The organism is Bacillus sp. FSL K6-1145 (genome assembly GCF_038003425.1).
GTDB lineage: Bacteria > Bacillota > Bacilli > Bacillales > Bacillaceae > Bacillus > Bacillus pumilus.
Window position 1 is genome coordinate 3,244,296 of the sequence record NZ_JBBOPC010000001.1, and the last position, 18,544, is coordinate 3,262,839.

The window sequence follows — 18,544 nt, forward strand, 5'->3', positions numbered from 1 at the left end:
GATGTCCATACATTACACCAAAGGAGTGAGCGGATATGGGTATGATGCACCCAATGAATCAACACAGCGACACAAGACAACATGACAAACAGCAAGAGGTCTATCAAGTATCGACGATGACCTCTTTGCTGGAAGCCGTATATGATGGAGATTTCTCCCTTTCACAAATTCCCGAGCACGGTGATTTCGGTATTGGTACATTCAATCAATTAGATGGAGAGCTGATCGGCTTTGATGGCGCATTCTACCGACTGCGCTCGGATGGAACAGCGACACCGGTTACCAATCAAGACTATTCACCCTTCTGCTCTTTAGCATTCTTTGAAACAGATATCGTTCATCGAATTGATGCAGCCATGACGAGCAAAGAGCTAGAAGAAGAAATCGACCGCATTTTACCAAGTAAGAATGTGTTTTATGCAATCCGCATTGATGGATCATTCAAAAAGGTGCAAACACGTACGGTCGAAAAACAGGAAAAACCTTACGTTCCGATGGTGGAAGCAGTCAAGTCACAGCCCATCTTCGATTTCGAGGATATTCAAGGAACGATCGCTGGTTTCCGTACACCGCAGTACGCTCATGGCATTGCAGTAAGTGGATATCATCTTCATTTCATTGATGACGATCGAAGTGTCGGCGGACACGTTTTTGATTACACTGTTGATCAAGTGACCATCCGAATTTCTCAAAAACGTCATATGAATTTACACTTGCCAAATACGCAGGAATTCTTCCAAGCAGACATTGATCGAGCTGACCTCGCACAGCAAATTTCCAGTGCGGAAAGCAGTCCAGATCAATAAAATAAAGACATCCCGGTGATTCCGGGGTGTTTTTTTATGCAAAAAGAATACTTATCACTTCATTACATTTCATTTCGTTAGTAAATTTAAATTCACTCATTCTATTCGTAATGAAATATGCTAAAATATCAACAGAAGAAAGGTGGTCATACGGTGTCAAACGACTATAGCATTCCGAACTTAACATTAGATGAAAGAGATAAACAAATTTTATCCATATTACACGAGGACGGGCGTATGTCCTATACAGATCTCGGGAAACAAGTCGGTCTTTCACGTGTTGCTGTACAAGCCCGTATACAGCAGCTCATTGAAGCAGGCGTCATTGAACGATTCACAACGGTCATCAATCCTGCTAAGATCGGCATTCATGTTTCTGTCTTCTTTAATGTAGAAGTGGAGCCGAAATTTTTAGAAGCAGTCGCCCTTCAGCTTGAGCAGGAAACAGCTGTCACAAGTCTTTATCACATGACAGGGCCAAGCAAGCTGCATATGCATGGCATTTTTCAAAATGAACAGGAAATGGAGACATTCCTGACAAAAAAACTGTACCCGCTAGAAGGCGTCGTGAGTGTGGACTGCCAAATGCTCATTAAACGATACAAAAGCCGAATGGGCATGAAATTGTAGACAGGAGTTGAAGCACTTGCAATCATATATCGAACTCATCATCGCTATGGTGCGAACCGGTATTCTCGGTTTTGGCGGAGGTCCTTCCGTCATACCACTCATTCGCCATGAAGCGGTGGTGAAATATCAATGGGTCAATGATGACGAGTTTGGAGAAACACTCGCCATCGCCAACGCATTACCAGGTCCGATCGCGACCAAAATGTCAGCATATCTCGGCTATCGATTGAAGGGCGTATCCGGCGCAATTGTCGCAACAGCTGCCCATATTTTACCGACATGCCTCGCCATGGTGGCACTCGTCACACTTGTCAGCGTCTTAAGCTCCTCACAAATCATTCAAAATATGATTGGCGCCGTGACACCAGTTATTGCCGTCCTGCTCGGGATCATGGCATACGAGTTTGGACAAAAAACGCTGAAAGGCTTCGGAATGATCTTCGGGATCGCTCTGTTCCTTCTTGCCTTTATCGGGCTACAGGTACTGTCCATTCATCCAGGAATCATTGTTATCATCTTTTTATGCTATGGTGCTTTTCATTTCAAACTGAAACAACGCTGGAATCGACCAAATAAAGAGAAAGGAGTGTCTTCATGATGCTGATTTTCTTTTTATTCTGGGCATTCTTCTTGTCCAATCTATTAGGATATGGCGGAGGACCTGCATCCATCCCGCTGAATTATGAAGAAATTGTCAACCATTTTCATTGGATGACGAACGAAGGATTTTCCAATATGCTTGCTTTAGCCAATGCACTGCCAGGACCAATTGCGACGAAAATCGCGGCATATGTCGGCTATGACGTCATGGGCTGGCCAGGCTTTATTGTGGCACTGCTTGCAACTGTACTGCCATCAGCCATTGGATTGATTTTATTGCTCAAGCTGATTGACCGTTTTCGCCAATCCCCTGTCGTCAAAGGCATGACCTTATCCGTCCAGCCTGTCATTGCGATGATGATGCTTTTATTAACATGGGAAATTGGCGGAGATGCAGTGAAAGCCATTGGCTGGACGCAGTCGCTCGCCATTGCTGCGATCTCATTTTTCTTTATGACTAAATTCAAAATGCACCCCGCCTTTCTCATTGTGGCTGCCTTTTTATATGGTGGATTCATTCTGCCGCATTAAAAAAACCGATAACATGACCTGTTATCGGTTACAAATTGTTGACAAATGGCTAAAATGATTTTTATTTTAGCCATTTGTCTTCCTTTCAGCGTGATAGAAAACCTTTGAAGTCTAGGAAGAGCGAGCACTGGAGCAGAGCGAATTTGACATTCGTGAGCACCAGCGCGCAGGTCTGACAACGAATGCGAGGGTTTGTCTACACGCTGAAACCGATAACATGGCCTGTTATCGGTTTTCTTTTACATATATATTGGAGAAACTGGTCTGCGCCCAATCGAATGATACTCGACTCCTGCTTGTTCTGCCGCTTCAAGCGTATGGCAGTTTCGCCCATCGAAAATAAGCGGCTGTCTCATCCATTCCTTATAGGACGTAAGCGGGAACGTCTGAATTTCTGTCCACTCTGTTAATATACAAGCTGCATGGACATCCTTTAGCGCTTCTTCAATCGTATGAGCAAACACGACTTTTTCAGGTAGCTCACGAGCGGCATGGCGTGCGACAACAGGATCATACGCCACAAGCTCCGCGCCTAATTGATGGAGTTCATGAGCAATTGGAACCGACGGCGCCTCCCTCATATCGTCTGTATTCGGTTTAAAAGCAAGGCCAAGAAGTGCAATTCGCTTTCCTTCAAGATTTGATCCCAGTCTCTCCTGAATGCTTCGGATAAAACCAGCTCGCTGCTCATTGTTTACTTTGATAACAGCCTTTAGCAGCTCAAAATCATGCGACACATGCCCTGCGATTTGGACAAGTGCATTTGTATCCTTTGGAAAACAAGAACCTCCGTAGCCAATCCCCGCCTTGAGAAATGAAGAACCAATCCGCTGATCGAGCCCCATTCCCTGCGCCACCCATTCAACATCAGCACCTGTTTTTTCACAAATGGAGGCAATCTCATTCATAAAGCTGATTTTGGTCGCAAGGAAAGCATTTGATGCATACTTGATCATTTCTGCACTTTTTCGGTCTGTCTTGACCACTGGCAGGTGGAAATGAGCATACATCTCCTCGAGCCGGTCTAATACAGCTTTTGTTTCAGCCCCAATAACAAGCCGATCTGCCCTCAATGTATCTGAAATGGCAGAGCCTTCTCGTAAAAACTCTGGGTTAGATGCAATCGATAATGGCTCATTCCGTCCTAATTCTTGATGGATCATCTGTTCGATTTGATCCCCCGTTCCAACAGGCACCGTACTTTTCACCACAAGAACCGCACCTGATTTCGCTTTTGTACCGATCTCCTTTGCGGCTTGAAACACATATTGTAAATCAGCTTGGCCATCTGCCTGCTGCGGGGTGCCAACCGCAATCATTAACACATCTGCCCGCGAGTAGGCTGCCTCTCCATTTATGTGAAATTGAATTCGTCCTTGCTCAAGATTGCGTTTCAGCAGTTCTTTTAATCCTGGCTCATACATAGGTGGATGTCCCTGTTTCAGCTGCATGACTTTTCTCCGGTCAATATCAATACACGCCACATTGTGCCCTGCCTCCGCTAAACACACACCTGTGACCAGTCCCACATATCCACAGCCTGCAATTGCAATATTCATGACACCATCAGCTCCCCATACGCCTTATGCTTGTAATGACATCGTATGCTGGGAGCTTTCGTTCCATTCATAAAAGCATACAAAAACCCCCTGCCATCACCAGCAGGGGGTCACTTTTATGAAACAAGACCATTTCGAATATGAGCAATCAGATTTTCAAGCATTTCTTTTGTGGTGACGTCATTTGAATTCTCACCAATATCATGAGCGTACATCAAAATTTTTAAAAACTCTTCTTGATTCAAACCCTTATTATCCATGTCTGTATCCTTTCGATTCCACTAATTTCATTATTATATGCTGTAAGGTTGGTTTATGCAATACTCTAATACATCATTCGACAGCTTTTGAAATTTATGACCATTTTCATGAAAAACTTTTTTATAAATCACCATTGAGCTATAATAAAAGAATTGGAATCTTTTACTTGGTTAGGAGCGGATCAAATGCTTCAGCACAACATCAACGAGGAAGAAATCAAACAAACAGCCGAACAGATCAAAGAACTTCTTCCTGCAACAGATGAAAACAAACAACTCATCAAAAAAGCATTGATTACTTATAGACAGGACAGTGTATATCGTCTCAAGCAAGAATCTGATACGGAATGGTCAGCTTATGTACATGATGTCGTGGCAGCAAGAGTCCACCTTCATGTGCTGTTTCCTGTGAGAAGCAGTTGCTCATGTCCGGCAGATGGACTTTGCAAACACATTCTCGCTGTCTTCTTTTCGCTATACGCTCAAGTGGAGAGTGTGACTGGATTTACAGAAAATTGGTCAGAAAAGGATGAATTACAGCGCAGCAAAGAATTGATTCGCCAGCACTTCCAAGTGAAGCGCCCAGACGAACAATCACTCCAAAGCTGGCTGAATTTTTTCCAAGAGGAATTTAACCTCTGGCTGAAACGGACACCAAAGCATCAGCAAACACCGCAGCATTTGTATTACGGCTATTTATCGATCCTAAAAAAACACGCACCTCATTCTCCTGAATTCAAGAGTTTGTATGCGATTCATACGTCAATCGATGTGTGGTTAAGGATTCATGAATTAATCGACCTTGGCCAGCTTGATGCCGAGAAGGACTTTTATTCCATGAATCCATATGTCGAACAGCTTATGAACACCATTTTCGATTCAGTGGATCACTTGAAGACATACGCCCTTTCCTTTTCCCTCGATCCGTTTCTTGAAAACACACCAACTGCCGTTCGGACACTTCTTCAAATAAACGGACCTTTCCAGCATGAACGAGTAGCGGTCTTTATGGAGATTTGGGGCACCATATTAAATAGAGGGAAATGGGTTAAAAAAGAAACAGAATTACTAAGAAACGCTCAGCAGCAAGAACAAACGGTTGAACGTACCATCGGATTGATGCACATGGATTATTTAATGAAAGAAGACGATAGCCTTTTTCAGCAATTAAAGCTGCTCAATGCAGATATGCTGCCAAATGTGCTCAATTGGCTGAAGGATCTGACAAACCGCAAGGACTGGAAGCGGCTCAAGCTATGGTATCATGAGATCACCTATATTTTAGAGGAATATTGCCAGCTCGACCTTTCCTACAGAGAACTGCGAGGAGCCGTCAGTGATTTCTTCTTTTATTTAGACGCATATTTTAAGCAGACGAAGGATCATCATTTATATGAACGCTACCTCCAGATTTGCATGCCCTATGCGTTTACTGAATATAGTCAGCTATTATATGCACAACAGCGTTATGCAGAATGGATTGAGATTCACAGCCTTGTTGGTTTCTCCATCAGTGAACTGGAGAAGGATCTGATCAAACAAATTGCAAAAGAGGAGCCTGAAGCGCTCATTCCATCATATCACCGTGAAATCTCACAGCTTCTCGATCAAAAGAATCGAAGTGCTTACCGGGAATCTGTGAAAATGCTAAAAAAACTGCGCACGCTTTATCATAAAACGAAAAAAACTGCGATTTGGGAAAGATATGTAAAGCAGCTACAGGATTCAACGAAACGGCTGCGTGCGTTCCAAGAGGAAATGAAGAAAGGAAAATTAATTGATGACACGCCATAAACAAATTGTCATTCATGCAGAACAAACAGAAGATTTCTCTTTCACCATTTCAGCGCAAGCAGAGGACGGACACCCTGTTCCGCTTAATGAAATGAAGAGGCAGCTTTTCCAATGGCACGAATCGTCTTTTTACGGAACATTTTTAGAAGATGTGAGCTTTATTGGCACACCTGCCTTCCTGCTAAGCCCTTGGATGACCGTCGAACTGCTAGGAAAAAATTCGTTTAATACCTTTAGTCATGTGACACTAACCGATGAAACGGAACCACTGATGAAGACCGCCTCCACCATTTATGAATTCATTGAGGATGAAGATTTCATTCCCGATTACGAGGCATGGACAAAAGGTGTGCTTCGTTTTAAAGACAAAGAAGGACTATTAGATGGCTATACGGCTGAGTGGTTCTCCTTTGCCGTACAGGATTATATTCAATTTGATAATGCCTTACAGCACAAATGGAACCGGATGACAGAACAATCGCCTGCGCTCTCATCCTTCCAAGGACATTTTTTAGATGAGCAGGATTTCTTGGAAACGATTGGCTGGATTGATGACGACACACCTTTCACTGTCGGCTTGCGTTTAAATGAACCGGATTTCGACGGAGATGATTGGAAAATCGAATTGTTTTTGCGTGATAAGAAAAACAGCGACCTTCACTTTTTTGAAGGCATCCGTTCATTGAAAAGGTCTTGGCATCCGTATCAAGATAAAATCTCAAGAGAGCTGGAGCGATTCGGTCAAATTGTCCCTTGGCTCTCTTTCACATCTGGCACCACGCTCATGTCAGAAGACGAAGCATGGCTCTTCCTATCTGAAGCAAGTGAAACACTTGTGAATATGGGCATTGAGATCCTGCTCCCATCGTGGTGGCAAATTGTCAAAGAAAGCACCATGATGCTAAAAGCAAGGATTTCCTCTACCCCTAGAGGCGAGTCGCATGTCGGAATGGATGCCTTGATGGACTTTAATTGGCGCTTCGCTACAAACGGCATCGAGCTGACAGAAGATGAGTTCAACGAGCTTGTCCAAAGTAAACGGCGCCTTGTCAATATTCGTGGACAATGGATCAAAATCGATCCAACCTTCATCCAGCAAATGAAAAAATGGATGGAGCGTGCCGAAAATGAAGGGCTGCACATGTCTGATATTTTGTCACGTGAACTGGCAGATCAAGAAGCATCCTCTGAATCGATTCCAGAGCTGCTAGACAGCTCAGCATTTGCAAATATTCAATTTGAACTTTCGTCTCAATTAAGAGGGCTTGTTCATCAGTTAAATGATACGCATGAGCTGCCTTCCTACGAAATGAGTGAGTCCTTCAAAGGCACACTCAGGCCGTATCAGCAGCATGGTGTCAACTGGCTGTTATTCTTAAGATCTCATGGATTTGGGGCTTGTTTAGCAGATGATATGGGTCTTGGAAAAACGATTCAAATGATTGCGTATTTCACATATTTAAAGGAGCAGGAGCAAAATGCCGCTCCATCTCTTATCATTGCGCCGACCTCTGTTTTAGGAAACTGGCAGCGGGAGCTTGAAACCTTCGCACCACATTTGAATGTTGCCTTGCATTACGGGCCATCACGCCCTCAAGGGGAACACTTTACAAAGGCATACGAGTCAACAGATATTGTCCTGACGTCTTATGGACTCTCACATTCTGATCGTGATGAATTAACGTCAGCAAAGTGGGATACGATTTGTTTAGACGAAGCCCAAAACATTAAGAATGCCCATACGAAACAATCGAGAGCGATCAGACAGCTCAAAGGGCAGCATCACATTGCCCTTAGCGGGACACCTATGGAAAACCGTTTAACAGAGCTTTGGTCCATTTTTGACTTCGTCAACAAAGGATATCTCGGCAGCCTGACGAGCTTTCATAAGAAATTCGTTCTGCCGATTGAAAAAGACCGTGATGAAAAAAGAATTGAACAGCTGCAGCAGCTGATTAAGCCTTTCCTATTAAGACGAACAAAGCAAGATGAAGAGGTCGCCCTGAACCTGCCTGAGAAACTCGAAGAAAAAGAATTCATTCCGCTATCTGCTGAGCAGGCTTCTTTATATGAACAGCTCGTGAAAGATACATTCGAACACATGGCTTCGTTAACAGGAATGCAGCGGAAAGCCATTATTTTAAGTATGCTCGGCAGACTCAAACAGATTTGCGATCACCCGGCTCTCTATTTAAAAGAGAGTGGAACCGATGTGAAACTGCTGAAACGTTCATTAAAAATGGATAAACTCGCAGAGCTGTTAAAAGCAATACATGAGCAAGGAGAAAGCTGCCTCATTTTTACGCAGTATATTGGAATGGGGAACATGATCAAGCAACTGGCGGAAAAAATGTTTGGAGAACCAGTTCAATTTTTAAATGGCAGTCTGTCCAAACAGGAACGGGATAAAATGGTGGACCGCTTCCAGAAGAAAGAATTCAACATCTTAATTCTCTCTTTAAAAGCAGGAGGAACAGGACTTAACCTAACCGCCGCAAACCATGTCATTCACTACGACAGATGGTGGAATCCTGCTGTGGAAAACCAAGCGACCGACCGTGCTTATCGGATCGGACAAAAACGATTTGTTCACGTCCATAAGATGATCACAACGGGCACGATTGAAGAAAAAATCGATCAAATGCTCGAAACAAAGCAAACGTTAAATGATCAAATTATCCAAAGTGAAAGCTGGATTACAGAGCTATCGACAAACGAACTAGAAGATTTATTCACATTAAGTGCCGCCGCTCAATCATCTTAATCCAAGCAAAAAGAGGACTTTTCTCAAACATGATGAAAAGTCCTCTTTTTTCATTTCATATGAACATAGGTTAAATGTGCAGTTTTTTCAATGCAGATTTCACGTTCATATACGTATTCAATTCACGGAAGTCTTCTCTCATTTCTCCCATTTTCATCGCAAGATTCGGTTTAATTCCTGTCACGATGAGTTCCGTACCTGTCATTAAAATCAAATCGTTCAGCTTAAAGATCGCATCTGCCACAAATGAATCGACTTCTAATAAACCAGACAGATCGACAATAAAATAATCGTCCTTGGATTGAGAGATATAGGTGGAGACTGTGGAGATAATCTTATCAAATCTTGGCGCTGTTAACGTACCAATGATCGGTAACACAGAAATACCATCTTTCACAGGAACAATGGGAACGGAAATGTTCAGCACTTCATCAATTGATTGCTCAAGAAGCTCCTGCTGTTCCTTCTCTTTCGTGACATCTTTTTGCAGACCAACGAAATAAAGACGTTTCCCTTCATTTTCGTCAATCCAAAGAGGAGCTACACTTAACTCATTCCAAAACATCTGTCCAGATTTTTTATAATTTTTCAGCTGAACAGTGACAGCCTCTTTGTTCTCAATAGCTGTTCTAATTTGTTGGAGAGCAATTTGCTCTGTTTCATTTCCTTGAAGGAAACGACAATTCTTCCCCAATACTTCGGGTTCTTGATAGCCTGTCATATCTAAAAAGCCCTTGTTCACATATATTAAAGGATTATCAGGTAAAGACGGGTCCGTCACCGTCAGGCCAACCTGAGTATAGTCTAAGGCTTCCTTGATTAAATGCAGATTTTCGGACTTATAAGATTCCAGCGCCATTCGTTTACTCTCCTTAATTTCCTTACAAGCGGGTTATGTTCATAATTAAATTATATGATGTTCCACATCATGTGTAAATAGAAGTAGTTCTGAATTACTCTTTTGTAGAATGCGCTTTATCCTATGTGATTTATACAACGACATCCGATGCATCTATTTCAACAGGTGTCGAATCATATACGCCACACCATGTTCATCATTTGTTAACGTGACATGATCAGCGATTTCTTTCATATCCTGTCTCGCATTGCCCATCGCAACCCCAACACCAGCTGCTCGAAGCATCGATTCGTCATTTAAACTGTCTCCTACAGCCGCTGTCTGGCTTAAAGGAACACCAAGTCGTTCTGCCAGCCTTGTTAATGCCTGGCCTTTAGATGCGTCCTTAGCACCAATTTCAAAGTTATGATCGGCTGAACTGACCATTGTGACATCTGAATCATCACCAAACATATCCCATCCTGCCTTCAATCTGTCTTCAAAGAAAGAGAAACCTAAGATGTTGTAGAATGAAAGCTTTCGATCCTCACGAAACAACTCTTTATATGTATCAATATAAGAAAAACCCGACTGACTGTATTGCACTTCTGCCGCTTGTTTTAAAACACTCAGGTCCGCTTCTGGATTTGCACTTTTTAAGCGATCCATTTCAATCGCAAGAAGCTCTCTACCACGATTCGGTGTGAAAATCGCTTCGTTTGTAAAAACTTCATAATAATAATCACGTTCTTCAAGCCACGACAATATGCGTTTGGCCTTTTCTTCTTGTAAAGCAGCTGAATGATATACTTGTCCAGCCGGATCATGAATCACAGCTCCATTGGCACTAATCACCCATGTATTCATCCCAAGCTCATCAAAAATAGACCTCACATCAAAATACGCTCTTCCTGTAGAAACGACAACTTCCAATCCATCCGCCGCTGCTTCCTTTAATGCCTGCTCATTTTCCTGACTCACTTTGTGTTCACTATTCAATAACGTTCCGTCTAAATCCGTTGCAATCAATTGAATGTTTGTCATCGTTCTCTCCTTTTTGTCTCCATTTTGGCTATCATACCGCTGATAAAATCCATCATCAAGAGGTGATCGGTTTATCATTGAATAAAAGGGTACCCGGCCACGCTACATGACCGGATACACACAAGGGGATTTAAGGGGACACATGACCTATACAAAGAAGCGATGGTTCTATTACGCAGTGTTCTTATGCTCAAGGCAGCGTCTATCAGCTTTAGCTAGAGGGGGCTGTCAGATGCTAGACGTTACCTTTTGATTCAGACCGTACCTCCTTTCCTTTCAACTGCCCTTAGTCTACCGAGGAAGGTTGTATATGACAAAACATGAAAATGACAAAATTCCCCCTTAAATTCTCTATTTCCTCTTTAATTTCCGCTTTTTACCGCTTGAGTATAAAACATCATCTTGTTTTGTTTGATGAAAAACTTATTTTTCATAAATTGATAAAAAACGTCTGAATGAATCCAATTACTAGAAGGCATGTGAATATAATCAGATCCGTCCCACGCAAACCAATAAAAACAAAGCTGCCCGTCATGAATCGACAATTGAAATTCAAAGTAGTCCATTTGATCCTCGGTGACGTATTGAAACGTGAGTGACTCGCCTTCTTCCATGTACACATCACAAAATGAAAGAATGTCTCCCCACGAATAAACGCGCATTGTGCTCTTTGCCTTCTCCTCGCCAATATGTATGTTTCGCAATTGATAAGACTCCATAAAACATCTCCTTTCACTCATATGCAGCTCGCTTTAAGCAGGCAGCGGTTTCATTTATACAGATGTTGTATGCTATAATGTTACTTACGAATAATGAACGCTTGTGAGGTGCAAAAAATGAAAACCTTTAGGCTGATTGATTTAAAAATCGAACTTGATCCAAAGCAAGATAAAATGTCCAGCATTCCCCTTCGTGACGGTTTAATCATTAATAAAGAAGATGGTGAAAATCACTGGATGATCGAGGCACTCATTCCAAAGAAAAATAGACAGGTGTTTGAGGTGCTCTTTCAGCAGCACACTGAAGTGAAGATTCTAGTAACGATCACAAAAGAAAACAACCGCCCTGTTCATCTATCTGTCCAAGTCAAAAACATTGTTGCTTTAGAAGAAAACATTTCTGTGCTGCTCGATGGTAAGATGATTACAAATCGTTACAGAACAGAAACCGAAGAAGTACTTAAAGACCTCGTCAAAGAGGGGCTTTCCGGAGAAAAACTGCTGGATGCATTTAAACAAAACACATAAAAAGAGCGGGATTAGCCGCTCTTAGATAGTTGACAAAGGGCTAAAATGAATCTTATTTTAGCCCTTTGTCTTCCTTTCAGCGTGATAGAAAACCTTTGCAGTCTAGAAAGGGCGAGCACCGAAGCACAGACCTGACAACGAATGCGAGGGTTTGCCTACACGCTGAGAGCGGGATTAGCCGCTCTTTTTCTATTGCACATCTTTCGATTGGCTTTGATGTTTCAAGAGATCTCTAATTTCAGTTAGTAAAACTTCCGTTTGATCCGGCGTTTCTACAACCTCTTCTTCCTCTACCTTTTTCCGTTTTAATTTATTCAAATAACGAATAAAGATAAAAATGGAAAACGAGATAATCAAGAAATCAATCACTGTTTGAATGAAGCTTCCATATAAGATTTGCGCAGATCCGATCTTAATAGATAGACCGCTAAAATCATGTCCGCCAATAATAATGCCGACAAGCGGCATGATCAAATCATTCACAAGAGAAGTGACAATTTTGCCAAATGCTCCCCCAATGATGACACCTACAGCCAAGTCAATGACATTTCCCTTGACTGCAAATTCTCTAAATTCTTTCAGCATCTTTTATCACCTTCATCTTTTTTGTCTAATATGACGTTTTTTTGTCAAAAATGCAAGTCCTGATCCGTTCAGACTAGTTGTTTCCATATAAAAAGCGATTCATCCTTGATGAACCGCCAGGCAAATCATGATACTTTAGGACCGATAGAAAATGTAAGTTCTGCTTCACATGCCACTTCGCCATCTACTGTGGCTACTGCTTTTCCTTTTGCAACTGGACCCTTGAGGCGCGTCACTTCTACCTCTAAACGAAGCTGATCGCCAGGCTTCACCTGTCTTTTGAAACGGCAGCCGTCAATTCCTGCAAATAAACCAATTTTCCCTTTGTTTTCTTCTTTGCCTAACATAATGACTCCAAACACCTGCGCAAGTGCTTCTACAATTAGCACACCCGGCATGACTGGGTATCCTGGGAAATGACCATTAAAAAATTCTTCGTTTACTGTGACATTTTTAATCCCAACCGCTCTTTTCTCTCCCTCAACCTCTAAAATACGGTCGACCAATAAGAATGGATAACGGTGTGGAATAATGTCTTGAATTTGCTGAGCATCAAGCATATCTTGATCTCTCCTTTTTTCTATATCGATGATCTTCATTTGATTCCTATAGAAGTATATTATGAATGCTCGTATTTTTCAACGTCCGCTCCACATATATGGTAAAAAATAGAATCTACTATTACCTATTGTCATCAAATATAATCCACACTACACTCATTGTTTTTTCACAAATATGGTAATATATATTACATCATTGATTGAATAAGAGGGTAAAAATGAATTTTATAAGTGATAAATCCATTAAAAAACTTCTCCATTCGTGGTATACAATGCTAAAGCATCGACATTTTTCGAAGGCTGAAGAAATCAAAACAACTCTATTAAAACATCAACGTAAAATATCAAAAAAACAGGAACTCTATTTACATTATCAGCTGATGCTTTTTCGCCAGCAGCTCTGGATGAATCAGACAGAGGACTTAGAAAAAATGAAACATGAATTGATGCAGCACAAAGATGATATGAACGAAGAACTGGCCTATTACTTTTACTTCTTTCTCGGACTTTACGAAGCTTTAAACAGCGATCAAAATGATGCGATCTACTATCTCGAAAAGGCGGAAGAACGACTGTCGTTCCTTAACGATGAGCTGGAGGAAGCAGAGTTCCATTTCCGTACAAGTGGTGTTTATTACAACAACCGCTATTCGTTGCTATCGATTCGTCATGTTCAAAAAGCCATGGATATCTTTGCAAAGCATGGGGATGACCACAGCCTCTATCGTTGTAAAATTGTGCTTGGTCTTAATTATAGCGATCAAAAAAAATATGAAGAAGCAGAAGCTCTTTTTATTGAGATCATCGAATACGTGAAAATCATTGATGATCAAGAACTGCTCGGTATCGTTTATTATGACGCTGGCTTTATTCAGTCGAGGCAAAACCGTCACAAGAAAGCGCTGGAATACTTTAAAAAAGCACTTCGTCTCCCAGCATACCGGAAGTCCGCACACTCCTATGTATCGTGCCTCTACGAAACTGTGCGTTCCTGTTATAAAGAAAATTTAACCGATGAAGGAATGAAGTATATTCAAAAAGGATTGAAAGAAGCCGTTGCTTCTCAATTTGATATATTAAGAATCAAGTTCCAAATCTTATTTCTTCTCTACAGCCAAACGCCAAAGGCAGATGAGCAGATTGCAAGGCTCGTCACATGCCTTGAACGAAAAGAAGCTTGGATTGATCTTGAGGATCTGCTTGCCGATGTCTCAGATTTTTATAAAAAAAAGGGCGACTTTGAGCGAGCCGCCTTTTTTATCATGAGAGGCTGATGTCAGCCTACTCATTATCGAATTGTATTCACTAATCCAAGCATTTGATCACCCATCGTAATCGTTCTTGAGTTCATCTGATAGGAGCGCTGTGTTGTCATGAGATCTGTTAATTCTTTAGACATGTCCACATTCGACGTTTCAAGTGCACCTTGCTGAAGCTGAATCGCTTGGCGGTTTGCTCCATTTAGTGCCGTTAATGCACCTTGATAAGTACCGTCAACTGAGAACAAATTATCTCCTTCAGAGACAAGTGCTGAAGAGTTATTGACTTGTACAACACCTAGATTCACTTGCTGATTCGGTTGATTATCTCTTGAAATGGCTGTTAGACGTCCATTTTTATCAATTGAAATATCACGGAAATTCGCATTTAAGACGATTTCATTTCCGTTTTCATCAAGAATCGGATGGCCTTCGCTAGTGACAAGCTGGACTTGATTACGATTATTGCCTGGCTGTAAGTAAAGAGAACCGTCTCTTGTATAACGAATATTACCGCCGACATTGACCTGCATATACTGAGATGGCGCTCCAAATGCAACATCAAGATCACGACCTGTTTCCTTAATGGAACCTTGCAGCGAGTTAATGGACGCATTGACCATCGTACCTGTACCAAGCCTTAGCCCATCAGGTGTCAGACGACTGTTTGCCACCTGCGCATTTTTTTCATCCACCTGGTTGAACTGTTGTCTGATAAGCTCTGAGAAACGGGTATTTTTCGCACGGTACCCTGTTGTTTCACTGTTCGCGATGTTATTACTGATAATATCAAGCTGCTTTTGTACTTCGTTCATTGATACAGCTGCATTGATCATCGTTCTAAGCATGAGAATCCTCCTTTCTTTTTCATGTCTTGATTAGTACACTCTGCCAATTTCATTCACTGCTTTTTCTAAGCTTTTATCATACGCCTGAACCACTTTTTGGTTTGTTTCAAATGCTCGATAGGCGGTTGTCATTTCTGTATATGATTTCGTCACATCCACGTTCGACAGCTCCGATACACCTTGACTTAGCGTATAGGACATTTGACCGTTATTGACTGCGCTTGGCAGGGGCTGGTTATCAGCTGTACGGTATAAATCATTTCCTTCTCTCGCTAAGTTCCTTGTATCCATCGCAACACGCACATCAATTTGCCCGAGATTTTGTCCATTTTCACTCACAGTTCCATCTGCATTCACTTTGAAATTCTCACTCTGAACCGTAATTGGCTGACCTGTGACAGAAAGAAGGGCACGTCCATTGATAGTCAACTGATTTTGTGCGTTCATTGTAATTGAGCTGCTTTTCGTATAACGAACGCCTTCTGGTGTATTGACCGCATAAAAAAGCGCTGATTTCTGATTGGTCTCCGGGTTGATCGGCACATTATTTTCGACTAGTGCGACATCCGTTGTTTGATCTGTTGTTTTTAAAGTTCCTTGTGTAAATTGAGGAATCAGTTCCTGCATATATGTCCCCGTATTAATGCCGCCAATCGGCGTTTGCTGTGGAACACTAAAACCTTTGCCTGAGGAAGTTTGGAAACGTCCTGACTCCATTCGGCTTAGCAGCATTTCTGGAAATGCCCGCATGGTCCCCTCATCCGCTTTATATCCTGGCGTATTCGCATTTGCGATATTATTTGAAAGCATTTCTGTCCGCCGCTCTTGAGCGATCATGGCAGATGTTGCGGTATATAGTCCTTTTAACACGTGCTCACCTCATTAAAATTCTTTCACATGACCTAAACACAATCTTCTATGAAATATATCGGCATATTTGCAGGGTTCTTTAATAAAAATCCCCCATTCTTTCGAAAAAGAATGAGGGACATCATTAGCTGAGTTTACGCTTTGGCAGCTTGTCCATATTATCAAGCATGACGCCAGTACCAACAGCTACACAATCCATCGGATTCTCAGCCACGAAAACTGGTACTTTCAGCTCTTCTGCAAGCAATTGATCAAGCCCGTTTAGAAGAGCTCCGCCACCTGTAATGATGACGCCGCGATCAATAATATCAGCTGATAATTCAGGCGGTGTTCTCTCAAGAACTTGCTTCGCAGCCTGAACAATCGCAGATACAGATTCACGCAATGCTTCTTCTACTTCTTTGCTTGTGACGGTAATCGTTCTTGGTAATCCTGTCACCATGTCTCGTCCACGAATTGAAATCTCTTCATGACGTGCGTCTGGGAATACCGTTGCAACTTGGATCTTAATATCCTCAGCCGTGCGTTCACCGATCAACAGCTTGTACTCTTTTTTAATGTAGTTGAGAATTTCCAGATCAAATTTATCTCCAGCCATTTTAATAGAAGAGGCGGTTACAATGTCACCCATTGAGATGACAGCGATATCTGTCGTTCCGCCTCCAATATCTACGACCATGTTTCCACTTGGCTGAAAAATATCCATACCAGCACCAATAGCTGCTACTTTTGGCTCTTCTTCAAGAAATACATGCTTACCGCCGCTTTTTTCAGCAGCTTCTTTGATCGCCTTCTGCTCAACAGATGTAATGTTTGTTGGGCAGCAGATGAGCATACGCGGCTTAGAGAATAGCCCTTTCACATTTAATGAGTTAATAAAATGCTTGAGCATCGCTTCAGTTACTTCAAAATCAGCAATTACGCCATCTTTTAATGGACGAATCGCAACAATATTCCCAGGCGTACGTCCAACCATACGTCTAGCCTCTTCTCCAACAGCCAAAACTTTCCCGCTGTTTTTGTCAAGAGCTACAACAGATGGTTCATTTAACACAATTCCTTTTCCTTTGACATGAATCAGTACATTGGCAGTACCAAGATCAATTCCAATATCCCTAGCAAACATCTATATATATCCTCCTTGAAAATCTGTTTCCATAGCAAATACCACATTCTGCCCTAATTATATATTCTATCATAATTTGCAGAAAAAAAGATATTTCTTTACAAAAGTCTTTACAAAATTTGTGGTTAGAAACTACCGATATGAGGAAGATATATATATCATGTTTAAGAACAAAGAACTAATCTTATTGTTTCACAGGCTCGCCTTCTAAAATTTCTTCTTTTTTATACTTTAATTTAGTGGCTTCTCCCCCTCGCAAGTGGCGGATTGATTTATGATAATCCAGTATCTCCTTCACTTCATTAGCCAGATCTGGATTAATTTCTGGCAGTCTTTCTGTTAAATCCTTGTGTACAGTACTTTTAGAGACTCCAAATTCTTTCGCAATTACACGAACGGTTTTCTTTGTCTCCACGATATACTTTCCTATCTTGATTGTTCGCTCTTTGATGTAATCGTGCACACCACTCGACCTCCCTAAAATGGATGTGAGAAGTGTGAAATGAGATCCGTATCAATATTGTCCATTTTCAGCGGCGCTTGTTCGTCTTAATTCCTCATCCATTAGGTAGTAAATGCCAAACACGATCCCTCACCTCAAACACTCTCTTTGTCAGGTTTGTAACAGTCTATTAGCATTGCATAGGGAATATGCTAAAAATGAAGATGGGACAAGGGATTTATCAGAAAATGCAATCATTTCGAGTGGCGAAAATTTTCACTTTACAAGAATGGGTCGAGCACGTAAAATAGAAAAGGTGATTTTATTTACCTAGCTAAATATTGAATAAAGGTGATCATATGGATACGTTAAATAGAGAGTGTTTACATCAAATACACCAAAGCGCCAGGTTGCTGTCTAAAAAGGCGAACGAAGCGCTTGCTGCTTATGACTTGTACATGTCCCAATGGACTGTACTTTTTTGTTTGGATACATTCGGCCCGAAAACCCAAAAAGACATTTGGACATATTTGAACGTCGAAGCCCCAACCATTACCCGAACCGTAACCCGTCTAGAAGCAAATGGCTGGGTGAAACGTGTACAAGGAAAAGACAAACGTGAAAATCTGATCGTGATGACAGATGATGCTAAGGCCCGATTTGAAGAAATCAAACGTACGATGGAACAATTTGAAGAAGAATGTCTTTCAAATTTCACCCACGAAGAAAAACAACTCCTCCATACACTTTTACACAAATTATCAACTGAATAGGAAGTGAC

20 protein-coding genes are annotated in these 18,544 nt (G+C 41.7%); 9 read left to right on the forward strand and 11 right to left on the reverse strand.

Annotation, left to right across the window (positions count from 1 at the left end; all coding sequences use genetic code 11):
• Nucleotides 1-35 precede the first annotated feature (35 nt).
• From budA to MHH41_RS16495, 4 genes are all read left to right on the forward strand, one after another.
• Entirely contained in the window at nt 36-806 is a 771-nt protein-coding gene (budA, locus tag MHH41_RS16480; protein WP_310425483.1) for an acetolactate decarboxylase, read from the forward strand.
• Nucleotides 807-959: 153 nt separating this feature from the next.
• On the forward strand, nt 960-1,436 hold the full coding sequence (locus tag MHH41_RS16485; protein WP_003214832.1) for an Lrp/AsnC family transcriptional regulator: 477 nt from the start codon (nt 960-962) through the stop codon (nt 1,434-1,436).
• A gap of 16 nt (nt 1,437-1,452) precedes the next feature.
• Nucleotides 1,453-2,034, forward strand: a complete 582-nt coding sequence (locus MHH41_RS16490) for a chromate transporter (protein ID WP_003214813.1) — start codon at nt 1,453-1,455, stop codon at nt 2,032-2,034.
• Nucleotides 2,034-2,567 carry a chromate transporter gene (locus MHH41_RS16495; protein WP_034620321.1) on the forward strand — a complete coding sequence of 178 codons (534 nt, stop codon included), beginning with the start codon at nt 2,034-2,036 and terminating at the stop codon, nt 2,565-2,567. Before MHH41_RS16490 ends, MHH41_RS16495 begins: the two co-directional genes overlap by 1 nt.
• A gap of 239 nt (nt 2,568-2,806) precedes the next feature.
• On the opposite strand, the gene MHH41_RS16500 is transcribed toward MHH41_RS16495, so the two are convergent.
• Entirely contained in the window at nt 2,807-4,126 is a 1,320-nt protein-coding gene (locus MHH41_RS16500; RefSeq protein ID WP_340866569.1) for a UDP-glucose dehydrogenase family protein, read from the reverse strand.
• 116 nt (nt 4,127-4,242) lie between these two features.
• Nucleotides 4,243-4,386 carry a hypothetical protein gene (locus tag MHH41_RS16505; RefSeq protein ID WP_003214884.1) on the reverse strand — a complete coding sequence of 48 codons (144 nt, stop codon included), beginning with the start codon at nt 4,384-4,386 and terminating at the stop codon, nt 4,243-4,245.
• Between the two features lie 186 nt (nt 4,387-4,572).
• Between MHH41_RS16505 and MHH41_RS16510 the strand changes: the two genes are divergently transcribed.
• Together MHH41_RS16510 and MHH41_RS16515 are read left to right on the forward strand one after the other, a co-directional pair.
• Nucleotides 4,573-6,180 (forward strand): SWIM zinc finger family protein, encoded by a 1,608-nt coding sequence (locus MHH41_RS16510; RefSeq protein WP_251190712.1) that lies wholly within the window; start codon nt 4,573-4,575, stop codon nt 6,178-6,180.
• Nucleotides 6,167-8,944, forward strand: coding sequence for a DEAD/DEAH box helicase (locus MHH41_RS16515; protein ID WP_340866570.1), 2,778 nt, complete (start codon nt 6,167-6,169; stop codon nt 8,942-8,944). Before MHH41_RS16510 ends, MHH41_RS16515 begins: the two co-directional genes overlap by 14 nt.
• 70 nt (nt 8,945-9,014) lie before the next feature.
• Here MHH41_RS16515 and MHH41_RS16520 read toward each other — a convergent pair whose 3' ends face one another.
• From MHH41_RS16520 to MHH41_RS16530, 3 genes are all read right to left on the reverse strand, one after another.
• The gene (locus tag MHH41_RS16520; RefSeq protein WP_003214597.1) at nt 9,015-9,803 is read right to left on the reverse strand and encodes a PAS domain-containing protein; all 789 of its coding nucleotides are present in this window, start codon (nt 9,801-9,803) and stop codon (nt 9,015-9,017) included.
• A gap of 153 nt (nt 9,804-9,956) precedes the next feature.
• Nucleotides 9,957-10,817: a Cof-type HAD-IIB family hydrolase gene (locus tag MHH41_RS16525; protein WP_340866687.1), complete on the reverse strand. Its 861-nt coding sequence runs from the start codon at nt 10,815-10,817 to the stop codon at nt 9,957-9,959.
• 371 nt (nt 10,818-11,188) lie between these two features.
• Nucleotides 11,189-11,545, reverse strand: a complete 357-nt coding sequence (locus MHH41_RS16530) for a hypothetical protein (protein WP_340866571.1) — start codon at nt 11,543-11,545, stop codon at nt 11,189-11,191.
• A 117-nt stretch (nt 11,546-11,662) separates the two neighbouring features.
• Here MHH41_RS16530 and MHH41_RS16535 point away from each other — a divergent pair, with 117 nt between their 5' ends.
• A complete protein-coding gene (locus tag MHH41_RS16535) occupies nt 11,663-12,073 on the forward strand; it encodes a YwpF-like family protein (RefSeq protein WP_340866572.1) in 411 nt (136 codons plus the stop codon).
• A 189-nt stretch (nt 12,074-12,262) separates the two neighbouring features.
• Here MHH41_RS16535 and mscL read toward each other — a convergent pair whose 3' ends face one another.
• Together mscL and fabZ are read right to left on the reverse strand one after the other, a co-directional pair.
• Nucleotides 12,263-12,658 (reverse strand): large conductance mechanosensitive channel protein MscL, encoded by a 396-nt coding sequence (gene mscL, locus MHH41_RS16540; RefSeq protein ID WP_003215139.1) that lies wholly within the window; start codon nt 12,656-12,658, stop codon nt 12,263-12,265.
• Between the two features lie 125 nt (nt 12,659-12,783).
• Nucleotides 12,784-13,218 carry a 3-hydroxyacyl-ACP dehydratase FabZ gene (gene fabZ, locus MHH41_RS16545; RefSeq protein ID WP_034620258.1) on the reverse strand — a complete coding sequence of 145 codons (435 nt, stop codon included), beginning with the start codon at nt 13,216-13,218 and terminating at the stop codon, nt 12,784-12,786.
• 218 nt (nt 13,219-13,436) lie between these two features.
• On the opposite strand from fabZ, the gene MHH41_RS16550 reads away from it, so the two are divergent.
• Entirely contained in the window at nt 13,437-14,492 is a 1,056-nt protein-coding gene (locus MHH41_RS16550) for a tetratricopeptide repeat protein (protein WP_050944418.1), read from the forward strand.
• Nucleotides 14,493-14,506: 14 nt separating this feature from the next.
• Here MHH41_RS16550 and MHH41_RS16555 read toward each other — a convergent pair whose 3' ends face one another.
• The 4 genes from MHH41_RS16555 to spoIIID form a co-directional block, all read right to left on the reverse strand.
• Complete coding sequence (locus MHH41_RS16555; protein WP_003215031.1) at nt 14,507-15,325, reverse strand: flagellar hook-basal body protein; 819 nt, start codon at nt 15,323-15,325, stop codon at nt 14,507-14,509.
• Between the two features lie 30 nt (nt 15,326-15,355).
• Nucleotides 15,356-16,195: a flagellar hook-basal body protein gene (locus tag MHH41_RS16560; protein WP_003215293.1), complete on the reverse strand. Its 840-nt coding sequence runs from the start codon at nt 16,193-16,195 to the stop codon at nt 15,356-15,358.
• Between the two features lie 124 nt (nt 16,196-16,319).
• Nucleotides 16,320-17,321: a cell shape-determining protein Mbl gene (mbl, locus tag MHH41_RS16565; protein WP_012011515.1), complete on the reverse strand. Its 1,002-nt coding sequence runs from the start codon at nt 17,319-17,321 to the stop codon at nt 16,320-16,322.
• 184 nt (nt 17,322-17,505) lie between these two features.
• On the reverse strand, nt 17,506-17,784 hold the full coding sequence (spoIIID, locus tag MHH41_RS16570) for a sporulation transcriptional regulator SpoIIID (RefSeq protein WP_008343327.1): 279 nt from the start codon (nt 17,782-17,784) through the stop codon (nt 17,506-17,508).
• Between the two features lie 338 nt (nt 17,785-18,122).
• On the opposite strand from spoIIID, the gene MHH41_RS16575 reads away from it, so the two are divergent.
• A complete protein-coding gene (locus MHH41_RS16575) occupies nt 18,123-18,536 on the forward strand; it encodes a MarR family winged helix-turn-helix transcriptional regulator (protein ID WP_003214738.1) in 414 nt (137 codons plus the stop codon).
• The last annotated feature ends 8 nt before the right edge of the window (nt 18,537-18,544 follow it).

Coding starts and splice junctions, on each gene's coding strand:
- mscL (WP_003215139.1), bottom strand. CDS start 12,658: ATGCTGAAAGAATTTAGAGAATTTGCAGTCAAGGGAAATGTCATTGAC.
- MHH41_RS16495 (WP_034620321.1), top strand. CDS start 2,034: ATGCTGATTTTCTTTTTATTCTGGGCATTCTTCTTGTCCAATCTATTA.
- MHH41_RS16515 (WP_340866570.1), top strand. CDS start 6,167: ATGACACGCCATAAACAAATTGTCATTCATGCAGAACAAACAGAAGAT.
- MHH41_RS16510 (WP_251190712.1), top strand. CDS start 4,573: ATGCTTCAGCACAACATCAACGAGGAAGAAATCAAACAAACAGCCGAA.
- MHH41_RS16550 (WP_050944418.1), top strand. CDS start 13,437: ATGAATTTTATAAGTGATAAATCCATTAAAAAACTTCTCCATTCGTGG.
- fabZ (WP_034620258.1), bottom strand. CDS start 13,218: ATGCTTGATGCTCAGCAAATTCAAGACATTATTCCACACCGTTATCCA.
- MHH41_RS16520 (WP_003214597.1), bottom strand. CDS start 9,803: ATGGCGCTGGAATCTTATAAGTCCGAAAATCTGCATTTAATCAAGGAA.
- mbl (WP_012011515.1), bottom strand. CDS start 17,321: ATGTTTGCTAGGGATATTGGAATTGATCTTGGTACTGCCAATGTACTG.
- MHH41_RS16575 (WP_003214738.1), top strand. CDS start 18,123: ATGGATACGTTAAATAGAGAGTGTTTACATCAAATACACCAAAGCGCC.
- budA (WP_310425483.1), top strand. CDS start 36: ATGGGTATGATGCACCCAATGAATCAACACAGCGACACAAGACAACAT.
- MHH41_RS16505 (WP_003214884.1), bottom strand. CDS start 4,386: ATGGATAATAAGGGTTTGAATCAAGAAGAGTTTTTAAAAATTTTGATG.
- MHH41_RS16530 (WP_340866571.1), bottom strand. CDS start 11,545: ATGGAGTCTTATCAATTGCGAAACATACATATTGGCGAGGAGAAGGCA.
- MHH41_RS16535 (WP_340866572.1), top strand. CDS start 11,663: ATGAAAACCTTTAGGCTGATTGATTTAAAAATCGAACTTGATCCAAAG.
- MHH41_RS16500 (WP_340866569.1), bottom strand. CDS start 4,126: ATGAATATTGCAATTGCAGGCTGTGGATATGTGGGACTGGTCACAGGT.
- MHH41_RS16555 (WP_003215031.1), bottom strand. CDS start 15,325: ATGCTTAGAACGATGATCAATGCAGCTGTATCAATGAACGAAGTACAA.